The organism is Trichlorobacter lovleyi, assembly GCF_015239775.1.
Classification (GTDB): Bacteria; Desulfobacterota; Desulfuromonadia; order Geobacterales; family Pseudopelobacteraceae; genus Trichlorobacter; species Trichlorobacter lovleyi_B.
Genome location: NZ_CP058410.1, coordinates 159,992 through 183,444, shown reverse-complemented (window position 1 = coordinate 183,444; position 23,453 = coordinate 159,992). Strand labels below are relative to the sequence as shown.

At 54.3% G+C, this 23,453-nt stretch carries 28 protein-coding genes and 5 pseudogenes; 23 read left to right on the top strand and 10 right to left on the bottom strand.

What is annotated here, in order from left to right; all coding sequences use genetic code 11:
* Positions 1-81 precede the first annotated feature (81 nt).
* The 17 genes and pseudogenes from FY034_RS18350 (at position 82) to FY034_RS18270 (ending at position 10,947) form a co-directional block, all read left to right on the top strand.
* Positions 82-1,281, top strand: coding sequence for a bifunctional 3,4-dihydroxy-2-butanone-4-phosphate synthase/GTP cyclohydrolase II (locus FY034_RS18350; protein ID WP_265555357.1), 1,200 nt, complete (start codon positions 82-84; stop codon positions 1,279-1,281).
* A gap of 21 nt (positions 1,282-1,302) precedes the next feature.
* Positions 1,303-1,749, top strand: coding sequence for a hypothetical protein (locus FY034_RS18345; protein WP_265555356.1), 447 nt, complete (start codon positions 1,303-1,305; stop codon positions 1,747-1,749).
* A gap of 116 nt (positions 1,750-1,865) precedes the next feature.
* Positions 1,866-2,057, top strand: coding sequence for a twin-arginine translocase TatA/TatE family subunit (locus tag FY034_RS18340; protein WP_265555354.1), 192 nt, complete (start codon positions 1,866-1,868; stop codon positions 2,055-2,057).
* 164 nt (positions 2,058-2,221) lie between these two features.
* A complete protein-coding gene (locus tag FY034_RS18335) occupies positions 2,222-2,461 on the top strand; it encodes a c(7)-type cytochrome triheme domain-containing protein (protein WP_265555352.1) in 240 nt (79 codons plus the stop codon).
* A gap of 65 nt (positions 2,462-2,526) precedes the next feature.
* Positions 2,527-3,189 carry a class I SAM-dependent methyltransferase gene (locus tag FY034_RS18330; protein ID WP_265555351.1) on the top strand — a complete coding sequence of 221 codons (663 nt, stop codon included), beginning with the start codon at positions 2,527-2,529 and terminating at the stop codon, positions 3,187-3,189.
* A 27-nt stretch (positions 3,190-3,216) separates the two neighbouring features.
* Complete coding sequence (locus FY034_RS18325) at positions 3,217-3,537, top strand: twin-arginine translocase TatA/TatE family subunit (RefSeq protein ID WP_012469354.1); 321 nt, start codon at positions 3,217-3,219, stop codon at positions 3,535-3,537.
* Positions 3,538-3,626: 89 nt separating this feature from the next.
* Positions 3,627-4,496 carry a twin-arginine translocase subunit TatC gene (tatC, locus tag FY034_RS18320; RefSeq protein ID WP_012469353.1) on the top strand — a complete coding sequence of 290 codons (870 nt, stop codon included), beginning with the start codon at positions 3,627-3,629 and terminating at the stop codon, positions 4,494-4,496.
* Positions 4,497-4,745: 249 nt separating this feature from the next.
* A complete protein-coding gene (locus tag FY034_RS18315; protein WP_265555349.1) occupies positions 4,746-5,612 on the top strand; it encodes a type II secretion system protein N in 867 nt (288 codons plus the stop codon).
* A gap of 54 nt (positions 5,613-5,666) precedes the next feature.
* A complete protein-coding gene (locus FY034_RS18310; RefSeq protein WP_416222797.1) occupies positions 5,667-6,299 on the top strand; it encodes a secretin N-terminal domain-containing protein in 633 nt (210 codons plus the stop codon).
* Positions 6,250-7,929 (top strand): annotated as a pseudogene (locus FY034_RS18305) (conjugal transfer protein TraG); the annotation flags it as partial. The gene FY034_RS18310 and the pseudogene FY034_RS18305, both read left to right, overlap by 50 nt.
* Positions 7,926-8,402 carry a ribbon-helix-helix protein, CopG family gene (locus FY034_RS18300; protein WP_041111016.1) on the top strand — a complete coding sequence of 159 codons (477 nt, stop codon included), beginning with the start codon at positions 7,926-7,928 and terminating at the stop codon, positions 8,400-8,402. The pseudogene FY034_RS18305 and the gene FY034_RS18300, both read left to right, overlap by 4 nt.
* Positions 8,399-9,466 (top strand): P-type conjugative transfer ATPase TrbB, encoded by a 1,068-nt coding sequence (trbB, locus tag FY034_RS18295; RefSeq protein ID WP_041111014.1) that lies wholly within the window; start codon positions 8,399-8,401, stop codon positions 9,464-9,466. The genes FY034_RS18300 and trbB overlap by 4 nt, the downstream gene beginning before the upstream one ends.
* On the top strand, positions 9,463-9,855 hold the full coding sequence (locus FY034_RS18290; protein WP_041111012.1) for a TrbC/VirB2 family protein: 393 nt from the start codon (positions 9,463-9,465) through the stop codon (positions 9,853-9,855). Before trbB ends, FY034_RS18290 begins: the two co-directional genes overlap by 4 nt.
* A complete protein-coding gene (locus FY034_RS18285; RefSeq protein ID WP_004883097.1) occupies positions 9,852-10,124 on the top strand; it encodes a VirB3 family type IV secretion system protein in 273 nt (90 codons plus the stop codon). The genes FY034_RS18290 and FY034_RS18285 overlap by 4 nt, the downstream gene beginning before the upstream one ends.
* Before the next feature lie 12 nt (positions 10,125-10,136).
* Positions 10,137-10,454 (top strand): annotated as a pseudogene (locus FY034_RS18280) (conjugal transfer protein TrbE); the annotation flags it as partial.
* Entirely contained in the window at positions 10,427-10,696 is a 270-nt protein-coding gene (locus FY034_RS18275; protein WP_416222788.1) for a type II toxin-antitoxin system Phd/YefM family antitoxin, read from the top strand. The pseudogene FY034_RS18280 and the gene FY034_RS18275, both read left to right, overlap by 28 nt.
* Positions 10,693-10,947: a Txe/YoeB family addiction module toxin gene (locus FY034_RS18270; RefSeq protein ID WP_265552565.1), complete on the top strand. Its 255-nt coding sequence runs from the start codon at positions 10,693-10,695 to the stop codon at positions 10,945-10,947. Before FY034_RS18275 ends, FY034_RS18270 begins: the two co-directional genes overlap by 4 nt.
* A 41-nt stretch (positions 10,948-10,988) precedes the next feature.
* Here FY034_RS18270 and FY034_RS18265 read toward each other — a convergent pair whose 3' ends face one another.
* A complete protein-coding gene (locus tag FY034_RS18265; RefSeq protein ID WP_416222796.1) occupies positions 10,989-11,579 on the bottom strand; it encodes a hypothetical protein in 591 nt (196 codons plus the stop codon).
* A gap of 138 nt (positions 11,580-11,717) precedes the next feature.
* On the opposite strand from FY034_RS18265, the gene FY034_RS18260 reads away from it, so the two are divergent.
* On the top strand, positions 11,718-13,055 hold the full coding sequence (locus FY034_RS18260) for a transposase (RefSeq protein WP_224963446.1): 1,338 nt from the start codon (positions 11,718-11,720) through the stop codon (positions 13,053-13,055).
* Here FY034_RS18260 and FY034_RS18255 read toward each other — a convergent pair.
* The 4 genes from FY034_RS18255 to FY034_RS18240 form a co-directional block, all read right to left on the bottom strand.
* Positions 13,036-13,602, bottom strand: a complete 567-nt coding sequence (locus FY034_RS18255) for a hypothetical protein (protein ID WP_265555346.1) — start codon at positions 13,600-13,602, stop codon at positions 13,036-13,038. The two genes, FY034_RS18260 and FY034_RS18255, sit on opposite strands and share 20 nt — an antisense overlap.
* Complete coding sequence (gshB, locus tag FY034_RS18250) at positions 13,599-14,552, bottom strand: glutathione synthase (protein WP_265555344.1); 954 nt, start codon at positions 14,550-14,552, stop codon at positions 13,599-13,601. The genes FY034_RS18255 and gshB overlap by 4 nt, the downstream gene beginning before the upstream one ends.
* A gap of 100 nt (positions 14,553-14,652) precedes the next feature.
* The gene (locus FY034_RS18245; RefSeq protein ID WP_265555342.1) at positions 14,653-14,988 is read right to left on the bottom strand and encodes a DUF1516 family protein; all 336 of its coding nucleotides are present in this window, start codon (positions 14,986-14,988) and stop codon (positions 14,653-14,655) included.
* 93 nt (positions 14,989-15,081) lie between these two features.
* Positions 15,082-15,489, bottom strand: a complete 408-nt coding sequence (locus FY034_RS18240; protein ID WP_265555340.1) for a pyridoxamine 5'-phosphate oxidase family protein — start codon at positions 15,487-15,489, stop codon at positions 15,082-15,084.
* A 508-nt stretch (positions 15,490-15,997) separates the two neighbouring features.
* On the opposite strand from FY034_RS18240, the gene FY034_RS18235 reads away from it, so the two are divergent.
* The gene (locus tag FY034_RS18235) at positions 15,998-16,198 is read left to right on the top strand and encodes a hypothetical protein (protein ID WP_265555338.1); all 201 of its coding nucleotides are present in this window, start codon (positions 15,998-16,000) and stop codon (positions 16,196-16,198) included.
* A gap of 255 nt (positions 16,199-16,453) precedes the next feature.
* Here the strand turns inward: FY034_RS18235 and FY034_RS18230 are convergent.
* Positions 16,454-16,747, bottom strand: a pseudogene (locus tag FY034_RS18230) (hypothetical protein); the annotation flags it as partial.
* Between the two features lie 126 nt (positions 16,748-16,873).
* On the opposite strand from FY034_RS18230, the gene FY034_RS18225 reads away from it, so the two are divergent.
* Positions 16,874-17,425, top strand: a complete 552-nt coding sequence (locus FY034_RS18225; protein WP_265555336.1) for a cob(I)yrinic acid a,c-diamide adenosyltransferase — start codon at positions 16,874-16,876, stop codon at positions 17,423-17,425.
* A 79-nt stretch (positions 17,426-17,504) separates the two neighbouring features.
* Here the strand turns inward: FY034_RS18225 and FY034_RS18220 are convergent.
* Positions 17,505-17,663, bottom strand: a pseudogene (locus FY034_RS18220) (PrpF domain-containing protein); the annotation flags it as partial.
* Positions 17,664-17,712: 49 nt separating this feature from the next.
* Positions 17,713-18,024, bottom strand: a pseudogene (locus tag FY034_RS18215) (cobalamin biosynthesis protein); the annotation flags it as partial.
* Between the two features lie 206 nt (positions 18,025-18,230).
* Between FY034_RS18215 and FY034_RS18210 the strand changes: the two are divergent.
* Together FY034_RS18210 and FY034_RS18205 are read left to right on the top strand one after the other, a co-directional pair.
* Complete coding sequence (locus FY034_RS18210; protein WP_265555334.1) at positions 18,231-18,482, top strand: type II toxin-antitoxin system Phd/YefM family antitoxin; 252 nt, start codon at positions 18,231-18,233, stop codon at positions 18,480-18,482.
* On the top strand, positions 18,479-18,733 hold the full coding sequence (locus FY034_RS18205; RefSeq protein WP_265552565.1) for a Txe/YoeB family addiction module toxin: 255 nt from the start codon (positions 18,479-18,481) through the stop codon (positions 18,731-18,733). The genes FY034_RS18210 and FY034_RS18205 overlap by 4 nt, the downstream gene beginning before the upstream one ends.
* Positions 18,734-18,774: 41 nt before the next feature.
* Here the strand turns inward: FY034_RS18205 and FY034_RS18200 are convergent, their stop codons facing one another.
* Positions 18,775-19,365: a hypothetical protein gene (locus FY034_RS18200; RefSeq protein WP_416222796.1), complete on the bottom strand. Its 591-nt coding sequence runs from the start codon at positions 19,363-19,365 to the stop codon at positions 18,775-18,777.
* A gap of 138 nt (positions 19,366-19,503) precedes the next feature.
* Between FY034_RS18200 and FY034_RS18195 the strand changes: the two genes are divergently transcribed.
* A complete protein-coding gene (locus FY034_RS18195; RefSeq protein ID WP_224963446.1) occupies positions 19,504-20,841 on the top strand; it encodes a transposase in 1,338 nt (445 codons plus the stop codon).
* Here the strand turns inward: FY034_RS18195 and FY034_RS18190 are convergent.
* Positions 20,822-23,452, bottom strand: coding sequence for a UvrD-helicase domain-containing protein (locus FY034_RS18190; protein WP_265555329.1), 2,631 nt, complete (start codon positions 23,450-23,452; stop codon positions 20,822-20,824). The two genes, FY034_RS18195 and FY034_RS18190, sit on opposite strands and share 20 nt — an antisense overlap.
* Position 23,453 lies beyond the last annotated feature (1 nt).

Sequence of the window (23,453 nt, the reverse complement as noted above, 5' to 3'; positions counted from 1 at the left end):
TGCAATGGGGGGAGAGCGATCTCCCCCAATTTTTCAGCAGACACCAGTTCTCTTCAGTCACAGGCAAAGGAGCACAGAGCGATGGCACGATCCTCCATAGAACAGGCGATCAGGGATATCCGCAACGGCAGAATGGTTATTCTGGTTGATGATGAAGATCGGGAAAATGAAGGCGATCTGACCATGGCAGCCGAGCATGTCACCCCGGAGGCGATCAATTTCATGGCCAAATACGGCCGGGGCCTGATCTGTCTGACCCTGACCGAAGAGCGCTGTGACCAGCTTGAGCTGCCGCCGATGGTTTCAGAGAACAACTCACCATTCCAGACCGCCTTTACGGTTTCCATTGAGGCACGCCACGGGGTAACCACCGGCATCTCGGCAGCGGACCGGGCCCAGACCATCCTGACCGCCATTGCCGACAACACCGGGCCGGAGGATCTCTCCCGCCCCGGCCATATCTTTCCGCTGCGTGCACGGGCCGGCGGTGTGCTGGTACGCACCGGTCAGACCGAAGGTTCGGTGGATCTGGCCCGTCTGGCCGGACTGAAACCGGCCGGCGTGATCTGCGAGATCATGAACGAGGACGGCAGCATGGCCCGCATGCCGCAGTTGAAGGAGTTTGCCCTGCGGCACGGCATCCGGATCTGCTCGGTGGCCGATCTGGTGGCCTATCGCCTGAATCATGAATCACTGGTACGGCCGGTGGCAGAGGCAAAGCTGCCCACCTGGGCCGGCAAGTTCCGCGTGATCGCCTTTGAGAACGATGTCGACGGCCTGGAGCATATCGCCCTGGTCAAGGGAGAGATCAGACCGGACGAGCCGGTGCTGGTCAGGGTGCATTCGGAGTGTCTGACCAGTGACGTGTTCGGCAGCATCCGCTGTGACTGCGGCGGGCAGCTCAGCCGGGCCATGGACCGCATCGAACGGGAAGGCACAGGCATCCTGTTGTACATGCGGCAGGAAGGCAGGGGGATCGGGCTGATCAACAAGCTCAAGGCCTATGAACTGCAGGATCAGGGCTGCGATACCGTTGAGGCCAACGAGGCACTGGGATTCAAGGCGGATCTGCGGGATTACGGCATTGGCGCCCAGATGCTCAGGGCGCTGGGAGCCAGAAAGATCCGCCTGATGACCAACAACCCCAAGAAGATGATCGGACTGGAGGGATACGGCCTGCATGTTGTTGAACGGGTACCGATCGAGATGAAGGCGTTGAGTACCAATATGCGCTACCTGCAGACCAAGCGCGACAAGCTCGGGCACCTGCTGGCCGCCTGACATAAGAATCTGGAGGATGCTATGTGCATAGAATCCGCTGACTGTGCAGTTACAAATCCGCCCCCCCTTTCCCTGCATTGGGATGCAAAGCAGCATGACAGTCGATATGTCAATTTGCTCAACCGTATCGACACAATAATCGCCCACGTCTCACACAGCCCTGCATGCCACTTGAGCGTACTTATTGGCGAACTGCACAACATGACACTTAACCAAACCTTCTCAGAAGAAGCGCATATGGTGTCGATTCGCTACCATGGCTATGGACACCATCTTCATGACCACCATCGACTCGCTATAGCCACTGCCAGACTACGCAATGAGGCGGAACTTGGATTATGCACCGTGCAGGAGTTGCAAACGCTCCGTGAACAGTGGGTTCAGCACATTCAGTGCTTTGACAATGCACTGGAGAGCCACCTTATTGCGAATCAAGCTCAAGCCGGGCTAGATGACAAAAACTCTTAACAATCTGATCAGGCAAATTCAACAGAAGCATGACTGGTCATATCCCCGGATCTAGTCTAGCGACATATTGATCATAAGCCAACTATGCATGATTAAACATGAAAGGAGACCGCCCAATGTTCGGTTTTGGTGTACCAGAATTACTCATAATTTCAGCCATTGTGATGATGATATTTGGAGTGGGAAAGCTGCCGGAGATAGGTAGCTCATTTGGTAAAGCAATCAGTAACTTCAAGAAAGCAGTGAATGATAAAGACAAAAATGAGTTAAGCCCCAAAAATGATACTAATTCGAGTAGCTCAACCTGATGTTGCCACTTTCTCCAACAGAGAAACCGCTCCGGTCTGCCTATTCAACCCAGCTGACAATGTGAGTTCACAAGAAAATCCGTTATCACTTAAATGCACACAGCCGTATTGGTACTAATCGAACTTTTCATCCACAAAATTCTACCAGCTTCAAGGCGAGTCCAATGAACAGGCACATTATCACGTTCTCCGCAGCAGCTATGACCATGCTTATGTCTGCCTCTGCACAAGCCACGGATATCTTATTCCGTCTTAAAAACGCTAAAGTCGTTGCCTTCAACCACGATACACACTTTGAAAAGTTCAAGGACTGCAAGGTCTGCCACAATGCAATCTTCGATCGTTCCAAGAAGCGTTCCTATCCCATGGCAGAAATGGAGAAAGGATTTGCCTGTGGTGCATGACGTAGCGCTTTCACGCTGATAGAGTTCGTCATGATGCGTGTATAAGGAACAGTAGGGAGCGCTATATGCATGTTGCTGTACAAAAATTAGATCAAATTGCCCGCAACGTCTTTGCGCCGGTGTATTACCTGCTTGCACAACAGATACTTGATCGTACCGGCATTGAAAGCGGTTTTTGTCTGGATCTGGGCAGCGGGAGCGGTTATCTGGGGCTGGCCCTGGCCTGGAACAGTAAGCTGCAGGTCTGTCTGTTGAATGAGTCCAGTGAGATGAAGAAGTTAGCGGAGCAAAACATTGCCCAAAAGATGCTTGAAGACCGGGTGACGGCAGCTTGCGGAGATCTTCATTACCTGCCGTTTGAAGATGACAGCGTCGATCTGGTTGTCAGTCGCGGCTCTGTCTATTTCTGGAATGATCTGCCTCAGGTGTTGCGCGAAATCTGGCGGGTGTTGGCTCCGGGTGGCCAGGCTTTCATCGGTGGTGGATTTGGTTCACGGGAAGTGCGCAACGAGGTAATTGAAAAGATGCGCAAAATTGAACCTGACTGGCAACCCAAATGCCATAACTTTGACGATACTCTTTTTGATGCAGCCCTGGCTGCGGCAAAGATCAGGGGTTCTCTGGTTCTGCGTAATGAAAACGGCATCTGGATTCGCTTTAGAAAATCTGCGAACGGCTTTCACAGTAGGCTTGAGAACAATTTTATACCCTCCCGCACGCACAAATAATATCTGAATGAAATAAAGGAGTTAACCATGTTCGGAATTGGAATGCCTGAGCTTGTTATTATTATGGTGCTTGCCCTGATCGTTATAGGACCACAAAAATTGCCTGAACTCGCCAAGTCGCTGGGCAAGGGATTGGGTGAATTCAAGAAGGCCACTGATGACTTCCAGCGTAGTGTTCAGGTGGAGACCAAGGGCGAAGAGCAGAAAGAGCAGCAACCCACAGTGACAAGTTCTGTGCCTGAACATGCGACAACAATTGGACCGGTCGAGTACGATACCGTAGACAAGCAAGAAGCAGTTAATAAACCGCCCACTATACCTGATATGATAAAGATTAATGCGGTTTAATCAATAACATCGGAAAGCCAACTGTTTGTTCCACTTCTAAACAATCAAATATACGACACGATGCATCACCTACGGCAGAAAAGAGCCCCATGAACAGAGAAAAAGAAAACGTTGCGTCATTCATTGAACACTTGACCGAACTGCGCAAGAGACTGATAATCATAGTCTTTTCAGTAGTTATAGGCATGGGGATCGCCTGGAACTTTTCCGGCCCGGTCCTTACCTTCGTGGAAAAGCCCCTGACCGGCAAGACCTACCTGACCGAGATCAAGAAGAAGGTCTACGCCAAGGTCAAAGAACAGGCCCCCCGGCTTTATACCTACTATAAGCTGGACCAGGAGATCAGCACCCCGGAAAAAATGCGTCCGCTCAACTACAGTGCCCCACTGGAACCGTTTTTCATCCAGTGCAAGATCTCAATGTTACTCGGGTTTGTATTTGCCTTACCGGTGGTTTTCCTGCAGCTATGGCTGTTTATAGCTCCAGGACTCACTGACAAGGAGCGGCGCATGGTGGTTCCTTTTGTCACCGCCGCCACCCTCACCTTCTGCGCCGGTGCCATGTTCTTTCTGGTTGTCATCTGGCCGGTCATCATCAACTTCTCGCTTTCCTATGAAGTTGAAGGCTTACAAAGTTGGTTCAACATCAGTGCCTATATAAACTTTTGTCTGCGCCTGATCCTGATCTTTGGTCTGATCTTCGAACTTCCGGTTCTGACCCTTCTTCTGTCCCGCTTTGGCATTGTCAGCTACAAAATGCTGGCTCCTAAACGTAAATATGCCTTGCTGGCCAGTTCTATTATAGCCGCCTTCCACGCAGACTTAATCACCATGTTCGTCATCATGATTCCCATGTACCTGATGTATGAAATCAGCATCTGGGTCGCATTGATCTTCGGAAAGAAAAAGGCCGCAGATCCGGCGGAGATGGACAATTTCCCTATTACTTCAGCGGCATAAAGTGTAGACGATGGACACATCACCACTGGCCGTCTCACAAAAAGTCCATCTTTTTCTCAGATAATCTCCGGTAAAGATGAATATTAACTTCATCGAAACTGCATGATTGATATTTTGGATGAGAGTAACCCTCTACATATATTAGTTTTTATTAGTAAATTAAAATAGCTACAATATTTCTAATAATCAGGAATTATACTTAACATTACTTGTATGCAAACTCCATTTGGTATATATTTTCGACCCACTATGCGACGACTTGCCCTCCCTTTGAACCTGCTGTTTTCTGTTGTTATCCTGATAACAGCCGCGCGCATTCTGGCGGATATCGCCTCTTACAAACTGGGGACCTCCCCGGCAAAGCTGCAGACAAAGGGCGCACAGCAGTCAAATCTGCCGTTTCAACAACAGACACAACTGCAAGGCTTTGCCTTAATCCTTGAAAAGGCCCTGTTCGGACCGGCAACCAAAGGGATACTGACCCCGGCCCTGCAGCCGTCTGCCAATACTCCCCCCCCTGTTTCCCAAAGCGACCTGAGCCTGCTTGGCACCGCCATCGGCTCTCCCCGGACAAGCTTTATCCTGGTACGCCGCACCAGCAGCAACGAAGAACGGGTCTTCAAACTTGGCGAAAAGGTCTTTGATCTTGGCACGTTGATCGCCATCAAAAAGGAAACGGCAGAACTACGCTCAGGATCTCAACTGATCACCCTGCGCACCCCCTCTGCCCCGGCCGAACCGGCAAAACCTGCCCAGTCTGCGACCGCCGCAACCGGCGTGACCCAGGCACTACCCGGCGGTTCAGGCATTATTGATCAACGGGCCCTGAATGCCGCCCTGGACAACATCGGCCAGGCCATGACCGATGCCCGCCTGCTGCCCAGTGTCAAGGATGGTAAAGTCGAAGGTTTCAAGGTCTCCGAAGTAAAACCCCAGGGGGTCTTTGCTGCCGTGGGCCTAAAAAACGGCGATGTCCTGATGAAAATCAACGAATTTCCCATAGATTCGCCTGAAAAGGCGATTCAATCCTTTGTGACCTTGAAAGGCCAGAGCCGGATCAAGCTTGATCTGATTCGTGACGGCGCCCCCACTTCGCTGGCCTATGATATTCGCTAACCCTGGAGGTTGTGCGTGAAACAATTGAAAGCGCTACTGATTGCTCTGTTGCTTATGACGCTCTGCAGCTCGCCGCTCCATGCAGCGGCCCAGGGGGTGATCATGAACTTCACCGATGTCGAGATCGCCACCATGGTGAAGTTTATCAGCGAGTTGACCGGCAAAAACTTCGTCCTGGATGAACGGGTAAAGGGCAAGGTCTCTGTCTTCTCCCCTTCAAAGTTGTCGCAGGACGAGGCCTTTGCCCTGTTCACCTCCGTACTTGAATTAAAAGGATTCACCTTGATACAGGCTGGTAAGGTTTACAAGGTGGTGCCGACCGGCAGCGCCAAACAGGCCGGTATGAAGCTGGCTGACAAGGAACGGATTCCCCTGGGCGATGCCTTTCTGGCCCGGGTCTTCCCGCTTACCCAGATCTCCTCCCAGGAGGCACTGACCTTCCTGCAGCCGATCATTTCAAAGGAAGGGCATATCGGTTCCTTTGGCCCCGGCAACATGCTGCTGGTGGTGGATGCTGCCTCAAACCTGCAAAAGGTGGCCGACATCCTCTCCCTGATCGATACACCGCAGCGACGCGAAGGGGCAGAACTGGTCTACCTCAAGCACGGTTCTGCAGAAGGGGTCACCAAGGTTCTGCGACATTCGCAAGGCCGGGCTGACCCAGGCGGCCGGCGTCTTCCTCGGTAAGTATCGCAACGAGTACCTGCGCCATGAAGGCCCGGAACATGTCCTGACCTTTGCACCGACCCGTAGCGGTAAAGGCGTCGGCCTGGTGGTGCCCACGCTGCTGTCGTGGCCCGCGTCGGTCGTCATCCACGACATCAAGGGAGAGAACTGGCAGATCACCGCCGGCTGGCGTTCGCGCTTCTCGCATTGTCTGCTGTTCAACCCGACCGATGCGAAGTCAGCAGCCTACAACCCGCTGCTGGAGGTTCGGCGCGGTGCGCATGAAGTGCGCGACGTTCAGAACATCGCCGACATCCTGGTCGATCCCGAAGGCGCGCTGGAGAAGCGCAATCACTGGGAGAAGACTTCGCACGCGCTGCTGGTCGGGGCCATCCTGCATGTGCTCTATGCCGGCGAGGACAAGACACTGCGCGGTGTTGCCAATTTCCTCTCCGACCCGGCCAGCCCGTTCGAGCTGACCTTGCATCGGATGATGACGACGAAGCACCTGGGCGATGCACCGCATCCGGTGGTCGCATCCGCTGCCCGCGAAGTGATGAACAAGTCGGACAACGAACGGTCGGGCGTGTTGTCCACGGCCATGTCGTTCCTGGGGCTGTACCGCGACCCCACGGTGGCTGAAGTCACCTCGCGCTGCGACTGGCGCATCGCCGACCTGATCGCGTCCGAGCATCCGGTGTCGCTGTATCTGGTGGTGCCGCCTTCGGACATTTCGCGCACCAAACCGCTCATCCGCCTGATCCTCAACCAGATCGGCCGGCGGCTCACCGAATCGCTCGACGGCAGCGACGGCATCGAGCGCCGCCACAAGCTGCTGCTGATGCTTGACGAGTTCCCGGCCCTGGGTCGGCTCGATTTCTTCGAGACGGCCTTGGCCTTCATGGCGGGCTACGGCATCCGCAGCTTCCTCATCGCGCAGTCGCTCAACCAGATCGACAAAGCCTACGGACAGAACCATTCCATCCTCGACAACTGCCATGTCCGGGTGACTTTCGCTACCAACGACGAAAGGACAGCGAAAAGGATTTCCGAAACGCTCGGCACGGCCACCGAGCTGCGCGCGCAGCGCAACTACGCCGGCCACCGGCTCGCGCCGTGGCTCGGGCACCTGATGGTGTCGCGCCAGGAGACGGCCCGCCCGCTGCTGACGCCCGGCGAAGTCATGCAACTACCGCCCGACGAATCGGTGGTCATGGTTTCCAGCATGGCACCGATCAAGGCGAAGAAGCTGCGCTACTACGCCGACGCGAATTTCAAGAACCGCGTATTGCCGCCGCCCGCGCTCGCGGCTGGGCAAATCACTGGACGTTATGCCGATGCGCCACCGGCCCGGCCCGACGACTGGAGCGGCCTGGCGATTCCAGCCGTGCCAACGGCCCCGGCTGCGGGCCTGTCAAGCGATGGCGCGGGCACCGCCGACGACGGCGGGCCGCGCCGCCAGCCAGAGCTATCTGAAGTCACCGAATACAGCCCCGAACCACAGCCTGCCGGCAACGACCTGGCGCTGCTCGATGACGACGACGACCTACCGCTGCCTGGTTTTGCATCTTTCCCCGGCCAGCTCGACCCGGCCATGCAGCGCACGGCCCGGCTGGCTTCCCTCGACCCCAACGACGGAATCGACTTATGAGCCAATACCGCCTCAACCTGTTCATCCAGCCTGAGCACGCCAAGCGTCTCGAAGAACTGGCCGCCAAGAAGGGCGTGTCCAAGTCGTCCATCGTCGCGGCGGCTCTCGCATCGTGGCTATCGCCCGATGCCGGCGACCAGCGCGAGGCCGCCATCGCCAAGCGGCTGGATCGCCTGTCGCGGCAGACCGAACGCCTGGAGCGCGACCAGAACATCCAGATCGAGACGCTGGCGCTGTTCATCCGCTACTTCCTGACCGTCAGCACGCCGGTGCCCGAGGCCCATCAGGATGCGGCCCGCGCCCAGGGCAAGGCGCGCTTCGAGCAATTCGTGGAACAGCTTGGCCGCCACCTGCTGCGAGGCCGAAGCCTGGTGCGCGACGTGGTGGAAGAACTGCACCCCGACCCGATACGGATGGACGACGCGGCGGCGCTGGCCGAAGCCCATGAACGTGCTGCGGAGCGTGCCTCATGAGCGCCGTTCCGCAAACCCCGCCCGAACGCTCCTCCATCGCCGCTTCGATGGATCGCCGCATCCAGATGCTGCGCACGGCGATGGGGCCAGTCATCGCCGCCGCGCTGGCCGACCCGGACGTGGTGGAAATCATGCTCAACCCCGACCGCACCCTATGGGTGGATCGGTTGTCGTCGGGCCGCACGCCGTTGGGCGTGGAACTGTCCGAAGACGATGGCGAACGCATCATCCGGCTGGTGGCCGCGCACGTCGGCGCGGAGGTGCATCGCGGCCGACCGCTGCTGACCGCCGAGCTGCCCGAAACCGGCGAACGCTTCGAGGGCATCCTGCCCCCGGCCGCACCCGGCCCGGCCTTCGCGCTGCGCAAGCGCGCCGTGAGCATCATCGGCCTGGATCGCTACGTCGCCGACGGCATCCTGACCACAGGCCAAGCGGACTTCCTGCGCCGCGCCGTGCGCGAGCGCCAGAACATCCTGATCGCGGGCGCGACCAGCAGCGGCAAGACCACGCTCGCCAATGCCTTGCTGGCCGAGATTGCCGCCACCGGCGACCGCGTGCTGGTGCTCGAAGACACCATCGAGCTGCAATGCGCAGCCCGCGACCATGTGCCGCTGCGCACCCGCGCCGGCGTGGTGTCCATGACCGAGTTGGTGCGGGCCACGATGCGCCTGCGGCCCGACCGCGTGATCGTCGGCGAAGTGCGCGGCGGCGAAGCCCTGGACTTGGTGAAGGTATGGGGCACCGGCCATCCCGGCGGCATTGCCACCATCCATGCCGGTTCCGCGCTGGGTGCGTTGCTGCGCCTGGAGCAACTGATTCTCGAAGTGGCGGTGAACCCGCCCCGCGCCCTGATCGCCGAGGCGGTCAACGTGGTGATCCACATCGCCGGACGCGGCCGCAAGCGCCGCGTCGAAAGCATCGCCCGCGTCGTCGGTTTCGACGGTGTGGGCTACCGGCTGGCGGATGCACTGGAAACGCCGTTTCCCGAGCTGACGCCGGTTCCTCTTGCAGCCGATGCCGCTGCGCCTTCCCCATCCCTTGACCAACCTGGAGAACTGCCATGACGCAGATGCACGTTCCTGCTTTCCGCTTTTCCGTAAATCCGCTTCCCCACCTGTCCAGCCTGGCACGGCTGCGCAGCCTGGCCCGCCCTGCGGGGCAAGGGCTGCTGCTGGCCGCGCTGCTGTTGTTCCTGGCCGGAACGGCGCAGGCCGCCGGTTCCTCGATGCCGTGGGAAGGCCCGCTGCAATCCATCCTCGAATCCATCCAGGGGCCGGTGGCGCGCATCGTCGCGGTCATCATCATCATCGCCACGGGCCTCGCGCTGGCCTTCGGCGACACATCGGGGGGCTTTCGCAAGCTGATCCAGATCGTGTTCGGCCTGTCCATCGCGTTCGCGGCTTCGAGCTTCTTCCTGTCGTTCTTCAGCTTCTCCGGCGGGGCCGTCGTATGAGCGGGCCGGACAGCTTCGCGGCCGGCTTTGAAGTGCCGCTGCATCGTTCGCTGACCGAACCGCTCTTGATGGGCGGCGCACCGCGTACCGTGGCGATCGCCAACGGCACGCTGGCAGCCGCCGTCGGGCTGGGCCTGCAACTCTGGATTCCTGGCGTCGTGCTCTGGATCGTCGGCCACTCGCTGGCGGTCTGGGGGGCGCGCGTCGATCCGCAGTTCATGCAGGTCTTCGCCCGGCACATCAAGCACAAGCCGCTGCTGGACGTGTAGGGGGATGCCGCCATGCTGAACCTTGCCGAATACCGCCAGCGGCCCGCCTTGCTGGCCGACTGGCTGCCCTGGGCAGGGCTGGTCGCGCCGGGTGTCGTCTTGAACAAGGACGGCAGTTTTCAGCGCACGGCGCGCTTTCGCGGGCCGGATCTGGACAGCGCCACGCAGGGCGAGTTGATCGCCACCACGGCGCGGCTGAACAACGCGCTGCGCCGGCTGGGATCGGGCTGGGCGCTGTTCATCGAGGCCGAGCGCCGGCCGGCGGCGGATTACCCGCATTCCGACTTCCCCGAACCGCTGTCTTGGCTGGTGGACGAGGAACGCCGCGCCTGACCTATACCTATACGCGCCAGCATTTTGCAGAGGTCATGAAATCAGTAAATGAAGACCACGTTCCCGTGGTGGTGACCAGCCAGCGCGGCAAACCGGTTGTCATCCTTTCCCTCGACGATTTCCACGCTTATGAAGAAACCGCCTATCTGCTCCGTAATCCCCAAGGGGCCAAACGGTTGCTTGAATCTGTGGAGGAACTGCGTGCAGGCGGAGGGCAGACCAGAGACCTGACGGAATGATGATAAAATTCTCAACCGCAGCATGGGAGGACTATCTCTACTGGCAGACTACCGACAAGGCGATGCTGAAACGGATCAATCAACTTATCCGGGATATCCAGCGAGAACCGTTTGCCGGTATCGGCAAGCCGGAACCGCTCAAACATCAATTGGCCGGTTTCTGGTCACGCAGAATAGACAGCTGCCACCGCTTGGTCTATGCGGTTGAAGGTGATACGCTCCTGATTGCACAGTGTAGAGATCATTATTGAATAGCAGTTACTTGATACAGTGTATAAACCGTTTTCTGCTTCTAAATCAGCACACCGCCGCCAGAATCCCCCATGATAAACGCCGCACATTCTGCTGCGTGCGACATTGAGATCAAGTGACCCCCGTCAATCAGAAGATCAACCGTCTTCGGAGGCGGGATCACCAAGTCATGACTTCCGTGAAGCCGTATGACCTTGGTTGTACTCGGACCAAGCCCCTCCCAGTTGAAAATGGCAACACACATAGCCCGGACGAATCCGGGCTCGGCGCTGGTGAACATCTGTGCCAATTCCATCGGGATCTTACCTGCCAAAATCCGTAGCCAGTCAAGCGGGGCAATCTGAGCCAACGGGTGAAGGGCCGTAAGCAGCGTGCTGATTTCTTCTTTACGGGCTGCGCTGCCAATCAAATACAGGCGGGAGATGTCCCGGATCTTGCTAATCTCGCAGGCGACCATTCCCCCGAGGGATGCGCCAATCAAGACATCTCCATCGTTGATATGGTATGAGTCGCACATGGAGTGAGCAACCTCGCTCAAACTCTGCTCCCCGGCATAACGCACCCAGTCATGCGCTACAAATCCAGGAATGCTTGTCCAAGGTGCTGGGTACATTCTATGGTCGGCGCCCATACCGGGCAATGCATGGATCATAAAGTTACCGGTTAACGGGGCTGAGGCACCACCGGCTTGACCGGTGTTGCCGATGGTTGGAACTCACTCTTTCTCCATGGCACACCTTACGCATAACACATCTCTGGCAGGTGTGTCATGCAAAACTCCGTTGCGCCATACAGCCCGCGCAATCCCCGGTTATCCGACTATTACCGCTGTGTTGAGGATTATTTCGAGGAGCTGGAGCGGGTACACGAGGAGCGGTATCAGTCCCGTTTCGGGTATCTGAGACCTGAAATCAGGTTAACGATCTTTCGTTACCTAGACTGCGGCTGTCTGCACAATGGTTTCGCCCGTGTGAAGTGCGATGACTGCGGTCACGAATATCTGGTCGCTTTTTCCTGCAAGCGCCGTCACTTCTGCCCGTCATGCCATCAGAAACGGGTGGTGGAGTTCGGCGAATGGTTTCTCGATGATCTTGCCGTCACCGTACCACATCGTCACATTGTCTTCTCCATCCCCAAGCTGATCCGCCGCTGTTTCCTGTTTGATCGCACACTTCTTGCCGATCTAAGCCGCACCGCCTGGGAGACGCTGAGAGAGTACATGACAGGCACAGACAACTCCATGCCCGGCTGCGCCTGCTCCATCCAGACCTTCGGCGACTTCCTCGGTTTCAACCCTCACTGCCACATCATAATATCCGATGGCACCTTTGACGAGCATGGCATCTTCCACATCACTCCGTATTACGATTTCCACGCACTGGAACAGCTCTTCCGGCACAAGGTCTTGAAGATGCTGCTGGATAAGGGTGCCATCACCCAGTGGCACATTGATCTGCTCATGTCCTGGCATCACAGCGGCTTCAACGTACATATCTGCGAGCCGATAGCGGCTGATGACCGCGACGCCTTGGAGAAGCTGGCCCATTACATCATCCGCTGCCAGTTCTCGCAGGAGCGGATGACCTACATTGAACAGAGCGGCACGGTCATCTACCGCTCAAAAGACGGCCACACGACCAAAAGCTTCAGCGCCCTTGACTGGCTGGCTATGATCATCAGCCACATTCCGCGGCATGGCGAGCAGATGGTGCGCTACTACGGCTACTACAGCAACGCCGCCAGAGGCAAGCGCAGGAAGCTAGGGATGGACGACAACGACACACCGCAGATTGTCGAACAAGAGGCCGACACACCATATCGCAAAAAGTGCCGTGCCAACTGGGCCAGGCTGATCCAGAAGGTCTACGAGACCGATCCGTTGACCTGCCCGAACTGCAAAGGTGTCATGCGGATACTGGCGTTTATCGAAGAAGAGCCGGTGATCCGCAGGATTCTGGATCATCTGGGGTTGTGGGATGTCCCGAAGCGGCAACCGCAATGTGGCAGGGGGCCGCCGGTAATAGTGGAAGCTGAACCAGCGCTGGTGTACGCCGACAGCCAGATTATTGAGTATGAAGAGGCGTACTTCATCCCGGAATACCTGTGAAGCCGGATAATACGGGGCGTTGCAGCAGGAATGGTGTGTGTTGAAAATGGCGAAAATGTGGTTTTTTGCTGGTCAGGCGGCGGCAATTGCAAACAATGATGCAGATTGAACCGTCATCAGGCCAGAATCTCCCCGGATAGTTCCCGATTTCCCCCCAAAAGTCCCGATAATCCATTGACGTAATCCCATTTCCAGTGGTATACAGTCTGCATCGAAAAAGCAAATTCCTATTCCTGAGATGGCGATAAACCTGCCGATGTATGTTGGTCAAGACCTCAAGGGTTTCCTCTGCATCAGTACCTGCCGGGGTAATCAACTCCAACATGGCCTCGGCAAAATCAGTGGTTATCTGCTCATGGGTCAAGGCCGAGCCAAGCGAAACGGGATGGGAGGTAGTTACCAAACGGGCATCCCCATCTACCCGTAACGATTCCCGCTCAATACCGCGACGAATTCCTTTTAACGCCGCAATATGCTCTGGTTGTGACAAGGCTTCCAGATGAGAGTACCGCGAAAATTCCAGATTCATTTCATTGTTCCGCTTCATCGACTTGCCAATCCCAGTTCGATACTGTCCATCATTTTGCCACTGATATTAACGTCAAAAGCTGCTTCGATTTCACGGATACAGGTCGGACTCGTGACATTGATTTCAGTCAGTTTGTCACCAATGACATCGAGGCCGACGAAATAGAGTCCCTTTTCCTTAAGTACCGGTGCTACAGCTTTGGCAATTCGCCAATCGGTTTCCGACAAAGGGCGTGCCTCACCACGGCCACCCGCTGCCAGGTTGCCGCGGGTCTCACCGTTGGCCGGAATGCGCGCCAGACAATACGGAATCGGTTCGCCGTTGACCACCAGAATCCGTTTGTCGCCATCACTGATTTCCGGAATATATTTCTGCGCCATGGCATAACGTTTGCCATGTTGGGTCAGGGTCTCAATGATGACACTTAGATTACGATCTCCCGGTTTTATGTGAAAAATGGAAGCACCGCCCATGCCATCAAGAGGTTTGAGAATAATGTCATTGTGTTCTGCATAAAACTGACGCAGCTTAAATGGATTCCGGCTGACCAGAGTTTCTGGCGTCAGTTCGGAAAACCAGGCGGTAAACAGCTTCTCGTTGGCATCGCGCAGGCTGCGGGGGTTGTTAACAATCAGCACCCCTTCAGCTTCAGCACGCTCCAACATATAAGTAGCGTAGATAAACTCGGTATCGAATGGAGGATCTTTACGCATCAGGATCACATCCAGATCTGCCAATGGAGCATCCAACCCTTGTCCAAGCCGATAAAAATCGCTGCTTTTCTGCTCAACCTGCAAAGGCTTCATCGTCGCATGGGCACGGCCATTCAACAGATAAAGGTCCTCCATCTCCATGTAATAGAGCTCGTACCCACGAGATTTGGCTTCAAGCAGCATGGCCAGACTGCTGTCCTTCTTGACATTGATTTGACTGATGGGATCCATGACGATACCAAGTTTAATAGTCACAATTTCTTCCTAACCTCGTTGCCATTAAATGTTTTTTCTATTCAAAAACTGGAGCCACTATTGAATAGTGGCTCAGTAAGGTTCCAATATTGTGTCAGGGTTAAATCAGGAAATAAGCGATTGCCAATCCGACCGTAGCGGTAAGCAGCAAGAGTGTCCAAATGAGTCCTGAGCCTTTACCCCGAACGATCATTTCAGCCATAACGACAAGACATACGCCACCGACACTCTTAATCAGGACGAAGATGCTGAACGGCAGAGTGAATAACAAATAGCATCCCGAAATGAGGATCAAAGCGTATCCAAGATAGAGGATGCCATGGGCAAATTTTTTAAGACCCGCGTTGCCGGAGAAAGCAGCTAAAATAAAGCTGACGATAACAACTAAGGCTGAAATAAAATGGGGCGGTTGGTTGATCAGTGCGAACGAATTCATGTTGTTTTTTCCTTTTCAATAAGTTTGATCAAATACCAGCAATAAGATTCGAGCTCGTTACTCAACTCTTACTGCCTCGTTTAGAAAGTTGCGTTATCCCATCGCCACCAAGGGGCGAATATCGGTAACATCAAAAACCACGCCTGCGACTATCATATTGGCAGCATCAGGTCCCGCGACTTCAGAGATGGCCTTTTTGACACCATCGATAATCGGACCTTCCTTTTGAATCTCACGAGTCTTCAAATAGAGTCGATATCCAGGTGTGGTGAAAGTAACCGGACTTTCATCGGCAACGAAAAAGACTGCAAAAGGGTTTTCTTCTAAATTTTCCAGAGACTTGTTGTTGCCCAAACCCATGACGATCTTCCCCTCTTCCGACAGCTGAGGGCTCCCGAAATAGGCAACGTTGGGCTGCCCTTGCTTATCCGCCGTACCGAGGGTGCCAATGCGACCGGGCTTATTGACGATTTCAAGAATTTCTTTGTTGAGCTCTACCATTTCATTCTCCTTCGGAATCAAATTAATGCTGCGTTAATCAATCATGCTTTGTTTTAAACGGAGCATACGGAGCATTCAGTCAACCGTCTGTAGCCGTTGTTACATCTGGTAAAAGATGAAACACAAATAAGTTTCTGCGAGCAGCCCACCTTGATCGTTCGCTCAAAATAATAGACGAGAGGATACCCGTCAAGCCTTTTTGAGCATTCATTCAACTTTTTTTAAATAGGTAGACGAATGAACCTGGTAAAGCGTCGCTATTGACTGGCTAAAATGACATGATTGGTGCCAGATTGAAATTTTCAGGAATGATGAGTTTTTTGCAGATAACGCGATGATGGAAACTTGCTTAGATACTCAATGAGCCCATGGAACTGTTTTGGAATAATCGATAAATTTCTTAATCTCATCCAAATTCAGATTATCCGACCATTCAAAACCAATATCCCGCTTTAACTTCAGTTCGGTTAATCCAACCTTGGTGACCTGCCCGAACTGCAAAGGTGTCATGCGGATACTGGCGTTTATCGAAGAAGAGCCGGTGATCCGCAGGATTCTGGATCATCTGGGGTTGTGGGATGTCCCGAAGCGGCAACCGCAATGTGGCAGGGGGCCGCCGGTAATAGTGGAAGCTGAACCAGCGCTGGTGTACGCCGACAGCCAGATTATTGAGTATGAAGAGGCGTACTTCATCCCGGAATACCTGTGAAGCCGGATAATACGGGGCGTTGCAGCAGGAATGGTGTGTGTTGAAAATGGCGAAAATGTGGTTTTTTGCTGGTCAGGCGGCGGCAATTGCAAACAATGATGCAGATTGAACCGTCATCAGGCCAGAATCTCCCCGGATAGTTCCCGATTTCCCCCCAAAAGTCCCGATAATCCATTGACGTAATCCCATTTCCAGTGGTATACAGTCTGCATCGAAAAAGCAAATTCCTATTCCTGAAAAAGCAAATTCCTATTCCTCAGCGAATTCCAGGCGCTTGGTGAGGAAGCGGATGCGGCGGTCAATTTCACGCAACCGGCGTTTGCCATAAATGTAGTCGCCGTTTTCCGAACGATCGCCGTTGGATGCGGCCCAGGAGACGATGCTGACTACCTCCGGGCGTTCCTTTTTCACCAGGTGGGTCAATTCATCACGCAGGCGACGATGGCCGGTGGGCGTCATATAATTGCGGCTGCCCTTGGGGATTTGCATCTCGGGCGGCAAATCGTCATCGTCTTCATGGTCGCTTTCGCGCACAAATGCCTTGTTCATGCGGGTACTCCGGAAAATCTGTAACATGATTGTACTAAAACATACCGCCACGGGCGTTGCCCGCTGAGGACGGAGTGGGGCCGGCACAACTTAGAATGGCGACAGAACGGCGCCAGGGAGCGTTTTATGGGTAACCGACTGACAAAAATTGTAACCCGCACCGGGGATGATGGCAGCACTGGCTTGGCAAATGGCACCCGGCTGGACAAGTCTTCGGCCAGGATCAATGCCTTGGGCGATGTGGATGAACTGAATAGCCACATTGGCGTGTTGATCGCCGATACGCTCAACGCCGAAGACCGGGCTTTTCTGCTGGCAGTGCAGCAGGATCTGTTTGATCTGGGCAGCGAACTGGCTGTGCCCGGCAACACCTATCTGCGTGCTGATGCCTGTGGCGATCTTGAGTGTTATGTTGCGCAACAGCATGTGTATTTGCCGCCGCTACGCGAATTCATTTTGCCCGGTGGCAGCCGTCCGGCTGCGCTGGCGCAAGTGTGCCGTACAGTGGCCCGGCGTGCAGAGCGGTCGCTGGTGGCGGTACAACGTGCTGACGGCGATCTGTCGGCTGCATCGCTGCAATATCTGAACCGCTTGTCGGATGTGTTTTTTGTGTTGGCGCGCCGTATCAATCAGCATATGGGCGTGGCTGATCCGTTGTGGCGCGGCGTGAAGAAATAGACTCTTTGCTGTTGTTAAACAAAACGCCCCGGCTTAAACAAGCCGGGGCGTTTTGTTTGGAGTGGCGTGCGATTGCGCTTCAGAACGCATCACCAGGTACACGCACCCAGCCTTCCATCAACACGCGGGCACTACGGCTCATGATGGCCTTGGTGACCGTCCAGTCGCCGTTGACCTGTTTGGCTTCGGCGCCCACGCGCAAGGTGCCGGACGGATGGCCGAAGCGCACTGTTTTCCGCCACCGACTCCACCGCTGCTCGGGTCACCTCACCTTCATCCAGCTGCTCCGTGTCCCGCCCTACCAGCCAGCTTACCCGCTGCCGCGCTTCTGCCAGATCACCAGCTTGCAAAGGCCGGTAAACAGCCAGGGCATGGTCATGCAGGGAGCGGGTTGCAAAGCAGGTATAGAGCAGCAGGATTGCTATGATATCTCCTGCCAGTGGATGCAGCAGAGCAGCTCCCTTTAACAGCCCAAAACCGATCAGGGTCGTACTGCCCACCACCCAGACAACGGCAACAATACCAGCCAGTTTTGGATTGGCAATCAGACGGCGCAGCGATGCTTCAGAACGCTGGGCCAGCCAGCCGATCCCCTGCACCGGATGGGGCAGCCAGCGCGGGTCGCCCAGCAGCAGGTCCAGCAGGATTGCCAGTAGTATTTGTTGGTAGAGAGGAATCACAGACTGTTAATAGCACGCGGATAACACGGATTGAACGGATTTTCGCAGATCATACAGAATCAGCGCCTTGTATTTATTGTCGCTATGTACTAAGTTATGTACATATTCATCAGGAGGTACCAGCAATGAATGCCCTGACCTATACCTATACGCGCCAGCATTTTGCAGAGGTCATGAAATCAGTAAATGAAGACCACGTTCCCGTGGTGGTGACCAGCCAGCGCGGCAAACCGGTTGTCATCCTTTCCCTCGACGATTTCCACGCTTATGAAGAAACCGCCTATCTGCTCCGTAATCCCCAAGGGGCCAAACGGTTGCTTGAATCTGTGGAGGAACTGCGTGCAGGCGGAGGGCAGACCAGAGACCTGACGGAATGATGATAAAATTCTCAACCGCAGCATGGGAGGACTATCTCTACTGGCAGACTACCGACAAGGCGATGCTGAAACGGATCAATCAACTTATCCGGGATATCCAGCGAGAACCGTTTGCCGGTATCGGCAAGCCGGAACCGCTCAAACATCAATTGGCCGGTTTCTGGTCACGCAGAATAGACAGCTGCCACCGCTTGGTCTATGCGGTTGAAGGTGATACGCTCCTGATTGCACAGTGTAGAGATCATTATTGAATAGCAGTTACTTGATACAGTGTATAAACCGTTTTCTGCTTCTAAATCAGCACACCGCCGCCAGAATCCCCCATGATAAACGCCGCACATTCTGCTGCGTGCGACATTGAGATCAAGTGACCCCCGTCAATCAGAAGATCAACCGTCTTCGGAGGCGGGATCACCAAGTCATGACTTCCGTGAAGCCGTATGACCTTGGTTGTACTCGGACCAAGCCCCTCCCAGTTGAAAATGGCAACACACATAGCCCGGACGAATCCGGGCTCGGCGCTGGTGAACATCTGTGCCAATTCCATCGGGATCTTACCTGCCAAAATCCGTAGCCAGTCAAGCGGGGCAATCTGAGCCAACGGGTGAAGGGCCGTAAGCAGCGTGCTGATTTCTTCTTTACGGGCTGCGCTGCCAATCAAATACAGGCGGGAGATGTCCCGGATCTTGCTAATCTCGCAGGCGACCATTCCCCCGAGGGATGCGCCAATCAAGACATCTCCATCGTTGATATGGTATGAGTCGCACATGGAGTGAGCAACCTCGCTCAAACTCTGCTCCCCGGCATAACGCACCCAGTCATGCGCTACAAATCCAGGAATGCTTGTCCAAGGTGCTGGGTACATTCTATGGTCGGCGCCCATACCGGGCAATGCATGGATCATAAAGTTACCGGTTAACGGGGCTGAGGCACCACCGGCTTGACCGGTGTTGCCGATGGTTGGAACTCACTCTTTCTCCATGGCACACCTTACGCATAACACATCTCTGGCAGGTGTGTCATGCAAAACTCCGTTGCGCCATACAGCCCGCGCAATCCCCGGTTATCCGACTATTACCGCTGTGTTGAGGATTATTTCGAGGAGCTGGAGCGGGTACACGAGGAGCGGTATCAGTCCCGTTTCGGGTATCTGAGACCTGAAATCAGGTTAACGATCTTTCGTTACCTAGACTGCGGCTGTCTGCACAATGGTTTCGCCCGTGTGAAGTGCGATGACTGCGGTCACGAATATCTGGTCGCTTTTTCCTGCAAGCGCCGTCACTTCTGCCCGTCATGCCATCAGAAACGGGTGGTGGAGTTCGGCGAATGGTTTCTCGATGATCTTGCCGTCACCGTACCACATCGTCACATTGTCTTCTCCATCCCCAAGCTGATCCGCCGCTGTTTCCTGTTTGATCGCACACTTCTTGCCGATCTAAGCCGCACCGCCTGGGAGACGCTGAGAGAGTACATGACAGGCACAGACAACTCCATGCCCGGCTGCGCCTGCTCCATCCAGACCTTCGGCGACTTCCTCGGTTTCAACCCTCACTGCCACATCATAATATCCGATGGCACCTTTGACGAGCATGGCATCTTCCACATCACTCCGTATTACGATTTCCACGCACTGGAACAGCTCTTCCGGCACAAGGTCTTGAAGATGCTGCTGGATAAGGGTGCCATCACCCAGTGGCACATTGATCTGCTCATGTCCTGGCATCACAGCGGCTTCAACGTACATATCTGCGAGCCGATAGCGGCTGATGACCGCGACGCCTTGGAGAAGCTGGCCCATTACATCATCCGCTGCCAGTTCTCGCAGGAGCGGATGACCTACATTGAACAGAGCGGCACGGTCATCTACCGCTCAAAAGACGGCCACACGACCAAAAGCTTCAGCGCCCTTGACTGGCTGGCTATGATCATCAGCCACATTCCGCGGCATGGCGAGCAGATGGTGCGCTACTACGGCTACTACAGCAACGCCGCCAGAGGCAAGCGCAGGAAGCTAGGGATGGACGACAACGACACACCGCAGATTGTCGAACAAGAGGCCGACACACCATATCGCAAAAAGTGCCGTGCCAACTGGGCCAGGCTGATCCAGAAGGTCTACGAGACCGATCCGTTGACCTGCCCGAACTGCAAAGGTGTCATGCGGATACTGGCGTTTATCGAAGAAGAGCCGGTGATCCGCAGGATTCTGGATCATCTGGGGTTGTGGGATGTCCCGAAGCGGCAACCGCAATGTGGCAGGGGGCCGCCGGTAATAGTGGAAGCTGAACCAGCGCTGGTGTACGCCGACAGCCAGATTATTGAGTATGAAGAGGCGTACTTCATCCCGGAATACCTGTGAAGCCGGATAATACGGGGCGTTGCAGCAGGAATGGTGTGTGTTGAAAATGGCGAAAATGTGGTTTTTTGCTGGTCAGGCGGCGGCAATTGCAAACAATGATGCAGATTGAACCGTCATCAGGCCAGAATCTCCCCGGATAGTTCCCGATTTCCCCCCAAAAGTCCCGATAATCCATTGACGTAATCCCATTTCCAGTGGTATACAGTCTGCATCGAAAAAGCAAATTCCTATTCCTATACACACAATCACCCTTGATAATAACGTAATCGCTTTCAAGCCCTTTTGACCTGTGCAGCGTATGCAGCGCGACTCCTTTGTACTGCTTCGGGAGATCCGAAAGTCCGATCAAGCCTTCGTTTGTGCGAGAAAGGATAAATATGGAAGACAGGGGATTTTTGTTTACAAGCAGAGAAACAAGTCTTTTTATGTCATCGTCACTTGCTATTCCCATAAACACGGCCGGCAATGGCGGAGACTTAACTTGTGACACACCATGCTTGCTGACAGCCCGGTCAAGGACGCGAGATACAACAACCTCTGCCGCATCAATGACCATCTGGCCACTCCTGAAGTTTTCCGGCATCACAAACGTGGCGGGCTCAGGGAAATACCGCTCAAAATTGATAAGAAAGTCCGGGTCGCTGCCGCGCCATCCGTATACAGACTGCCAGTCATCCCCGACTGCCATAAGCGAAGGAGTGATTCCTGACGCACGCAGCGTTTCCTGGACACCTATTACCCACCGGACGATTTGGCCAGAAATATCCTGGAACTCGTCAATCAGTAAGTTCGCCATTGGCTTAAATTTATCGAGTCCAAATTTTAGTATGTTTTCGCGTTCTGAAAGATGCAGAAAAAGCTCATCATAGGTGGTCATCTCCATCGACTGCAAAGACTTTGTGAACACCGGCCAAAAGTGAGCCAGAGCTAAACAGACATGACACTCCATTTTTGCTGATTCTTCATTTTTTAAGCGAGCTGCAATTTCTTGTGCAGCCGGCACAACATCGATACCCATACTCAGGATAAAGCTGGCGGTCTTATAAAGCAGTTCGAAAATACTGTAAGGCTTCCGCTCACCGGCGAGATGGACCTCAAAGGCAGGCAGTTTTTTTTGCTCAGACAAGGCACCATCGCACCAGGCAAGCATGGATTGCAGGCGTGCAAGGTCTGACTTGTTTTCAATGTAGAGGTAATGCTCGGTAGAGATGGCAGAGAGAACTTTGAGGCGTACGGTGTTTATGAAGCCAAAGTTACGGATACTGTCAATTGGATTCGCGATCTGGCCAGCATACTCGCCTAACCCACCGTTTCCCAAGATAATAGGCACACCACTGTCCTTGATTCGGCCATTGGCATGCCATGAGTCGCCCCTGCTGTTTTTGATGGGACTAATCTCCCATTCAACACCAGGTATCCCCGTCCGTAAATTTTCTGACCAAATCCGGTTAATTTCAGTGGCAAGCAACTGGTCTCGCTTGCTCGCCACCGCTATCGCTTTTTCAAGGCTCTCGCTGTCTTCATATTTAAGTCCATGCGGCTTATCAAACGCCAACATCATAAGGTCAATAATAATGCGCTTGAATTCTGGATCACTGTAAAAACAATCGGCAAACACTTGCCTCAAAACACTCATTTGCCGTGGATTTAAGGCGCCTGGATCTGCAACAATTCCTCCTGCTTCTTCGCCCTGAGGCATCGGCTCTCCCTGTTGCTCAAAAAATGATGGCCCCGCTCCCCCTCCGGCCGGCATGCTTTGAGAAATAAGTAGAGAATGAAATGTTCTGACTATAGATTTCACAACCCAAGGAGAAGCTGATATCCCGAAATCATTGAAGTCCCTTGTCAACTTTTCAATAAAATCCTTTCGAGATGCCTTGGTAAAGGTGACAACAGTTATCTGGTCAAGTGGGATATTGAGATACTTGTGCATGTAAACTACACGCAAAGACAAGCATGTTGACTTGCCAGAACCAGCACCTGCGATTACTCTCGAATTAAGAGCCCCTGAGATAATCACATTCCACTGGCTCTCGGTTGGTCTTTCTCTGCCGCAACCGACCAGGATAGCGTCCATGCTTCTTTTGTTGTTAGAAGCGAAGTCATCTTCAACAGGAGATCTCAATTTTTCCGGGGTGCAACCCTGGATGCTCTTCGTTTCTTCAGCTTGCCCTTCTTCACTACTTAAAGCGCAAGCTGGCGGAACAGCATCTTGCCCTAAGGTGGCAGGTCTTGAGTCAAGGCTCTTGGCCGCATATTTTTCGTAAAAATCCTCCTGCGGCTCAGTCAGTATTGCTGCTTCGCGTGCGATTTCGCCTGCTTCTTTATTACAGTTTTCCTCATTAGGCCCGCTCTGCACCGGATTTATTACTGGAGTCACAGACTGAAGCTTTACCCCCGCCCTTCTGGCTTTAATCTGCTCAATATCCTCAAACAGTCCCTGTCTGTCCAGATTGACCATCAGGTTTTTTATAGCGTCATCGCCACGTTTTCTCTCACTCGACGTAGTGATTTTTTTCATTATCTGTTTTTTTGAACCCAAGAATTGTAGTCCGCCATACGCGAATGCACTTACAGCCACTCCGAGTCCTATCAAGCCAATCTTTTCCATT